The 2,753-nt window shown below is 32.1% G+C and carries 2 protein-coding genes; both read left to right on the forward strand.

Annotated elements, in window-relative coordinates; translation table 11 throughout:
• The first annotated feature begins 179 nt into the window (after positions 1 to 179).
• Positions 180 to 1,832, forward strand: coding sequence for an alpha-glucan family phosphorylase (glgP, locus tag AAC024_RS15820; protein WP_339896458.1), 1,653 nt, complete (start codon positions 180 to 182; stop codon positions 1,830 to 1,832).
• A gap of 182 nt (positions 1,833 to 2,014) precedes the next feature.
• On the forward strand, positions 2,015 to 2,461 hold the full coding sequence (locus tag AAC024_RS15825) for a hypothetical protein (protein WP_339896459.1): 447 nt from the start codon (positions 2,015 to 2,017) through the stop codon (positions 2,459 to 2,461).
• Positions 2,462 to 2,753 lie beyond the last annotated feature (292 nt).

Below are 2,753 nucleotides of genomic sequence, written 5' to 3' on the forward strand. Positions count from 1 at the left end.
CTGGTGAGATTACTAATGATGATTTATTGGGTAATATTTTTGCTAATTTTTGTATCGGAAAATAGACAAAACACTTAAACTTCAACTAAAGAAATTTTAAGCAATAAGTATTATGATAAAAATCATGAAATCTATGAGGTAATTATTAATAAGTTTACGGTTCAAAAATCAATAAAATTATGATAAGTGAATATAGCAAATGGCACCATCCTTATAAACCTGCAGCAGATTATAAAAAGAAAGTAGCTTATTTCAGTATGGAGTTTGGTATCGATCAAGCTTTCAATATTTATTCTGGTGGCCTTGGTTTTTTGGCTGGGTCGCACATGCGATCGGGATTTGAATTGAAGCAGAATATGATTGGTATTGGGATGCTTTGGAAATATGGCTATTATGACCAAGCAAGAAACGAAGACCAAACTTTAAGAACAGACTTTAACGAAAAGCATTTTGATTTTCTTGAAGATACAGGTATAGAAGTGGAGATTAAGCTTCATGATAACCCCCATGTAAAGGTTAGAGCCTATGTTTTAAAACCTGAAATTTTTGGAACCGTGCCAATGTACTTTTTAAGCACTGATGTTCAGGGTAATGATCATATATCGAAAACTATTACTAATCATTTATACGACTCAAATCCAGTGACACGAGTTTCTCAAAGTATTGTATTGGGAATAGGCGGCGCTAAAGTTGTGGAAGTTTTGGGTGGTGCAGACACTTATCATTTAAACGAAGGTCATGCATTGCCAGCGTTTTATTATTTAAGAGACCAAGGTGTTAAAAAAAGTCAAATGGTTTTTACAACGCATACACCAGAAAAAGCAGGAAATGAAGAACGAGAAGCACGACATTTGAATAGGTGCGGTTTCTTTGGAAGGATCCTATCCAATGAGGAGCTAGAAAAGGAGATGGTTAATGGTGGTATGATAAATTATACCATTTCTGCTTTGCGGATGGCTAAAAAGGCCAATGCGGTTTCAAAATTGCATGCCATAGTGGCAAATGATATGTGGAAAAATTATGACGGTGTTAGCAAAATAATACCCATTACAAATGCACAAAACCAAAAGTTTTGGCAAGATGAAACTATCAAAAAAGTATGGTCCAAGAAAAATGCTAAAGCTTATAAGAAAAGAAAAACCGAATTAAAAACAGAATTATGCGATGTTGTTTTGCAACAAACCAACAAAACATTCGACCCTAATGTATTAACATTTGTTTGGGCACGACGTTTTGCAGAATATAAAAGAGCTGATTTATTATTGCATGATTTTGATCGATTTAAAAGACTGATATCTAACGAAAAATATCCTGTTCAGATTATTTGGGCAGGCAAACCGTACCCGTTTGATTATAATGCCATTGATGTTTTTAATCATTTGGTGCATCAGTCTAAGAACGAACCCAATCTTGCTGTATTGATTGGTTATGAAATAGATTTATCCAAAAAACTAAAATGTGGCTCGGATGTTTGGTTGAATACACCTAGAATTACCCGTGAAGCCTCTGGTACAAGCGGTATGACCGCAGCTATGAATGGTTCGGTAAATGTTTCAACAAATGATGGTTGGATTCCCGAGTTTCAAAAAGATGGACAAAACTGTTTCGTATTACCTGCATTAAATCACCATTTACCAGTTTGGGATCAAGATAAAATTGACACAGATAATTTATTCCATATTTTAGAAACTAAGGTTATTCCAATGTATTACGACAATCCTCAAAAATGGCAGGAAATGGTTTTTAATGCTATGGATGATGTTATTCCAGAATTTACTACCCAAAGAATGGCTGACGACTATTATAAGAAGTTATTTAATCCTATAATTTAACTAAATTTTGTCAAGCCCCGTCGGATAATAATAATTTTTTATGGCTCAAATTATTTATTTCAAATAGTTACTTGTAAGCAAAAGCCTATTATTGTTTATTATTATTTAAAATAAATCGATAAAACGCTTGTTTTTAACGATTAATTACATAGATTTGTCTTTTAAACCCTTAAATCTATAACATGAAAGTGAAGATTATTTTATTCTGTTTTAGCCTTTTCCTCTTTACGGGCATTGGTTTTGCTCAAAAAAAGAAAGAACCTAAAAGTTTCATTAGCGAAAAAGTTACAATTAGCAAGTATCACAATAAAAGTGAACTAGAACAGATGCAAAAAGGTCAACTAATAACACTATATTCTGAAAGAATACAAGTTCTTGTTAGAACATTACCTTATGTTGCTTTTGCAACAAAGCCTGGTATAACAATGACCACTTTAGGGATTCCAACTAATAATGATAATAAAAAAGCACTAGATAATCAATTTGAATCAACAGATGATTATCTTGAAAGTACTGGCGAATTTCATAGTGAGTATCTGCCTTATTCTGATACAGGAAATTTAATTGCGGGAATATTATTCTATGAAGAAATAATGAAATCTCTTCATCAATACAATGATTTTCGTTAATTATTAGTTTTATAATCAATAGTGTCCGATTAAAATTTGTAAGATAGTCCGAACGATAGATCGGGCATAGGCTAAAAGATTTTTTGAGATATGCCCATTACTTTTACAACAAGTAAAAAATCAAAAACTTTCTGAAATGACAAATCTATTGTAAATTGATTATCAATGAGTTAAAATCAAGTCTTGATTCTATATTCTATCAGCGCAGCGGTCTTGATTCTTTTATCGGACAATAATGTTTTATAATATTTTCTATCTCTTTTTTGAGTGAGTGTTTAGATTGATATTCATT

It is taken from the genome of uncultured Algibacter sp. (assembly GCF_963976535.1).
Taxonomy (GTDB): Bacteria; Bacteroidota; Bacteroidia; order Flavobacteriales; family Flavobacteriaceae; genus Algibacter_B.

Excerpts from the sequence above, each read along its gene's own strand:
- glgP (WP_339896458.1), top strand. The coding sequence starts at position 180 with ATGATAAGTGAATATAGCAAATGGCACCATCCTTATAAACCTGCAGCA.
- AAC024_RS15825 (WP_339896459.1), top strand. The coding sequence starts at position 2,015 with ATGAAAGTGAAGATTATTTTATTCTGTTTTAGCCTTTTCCTCTTTACG.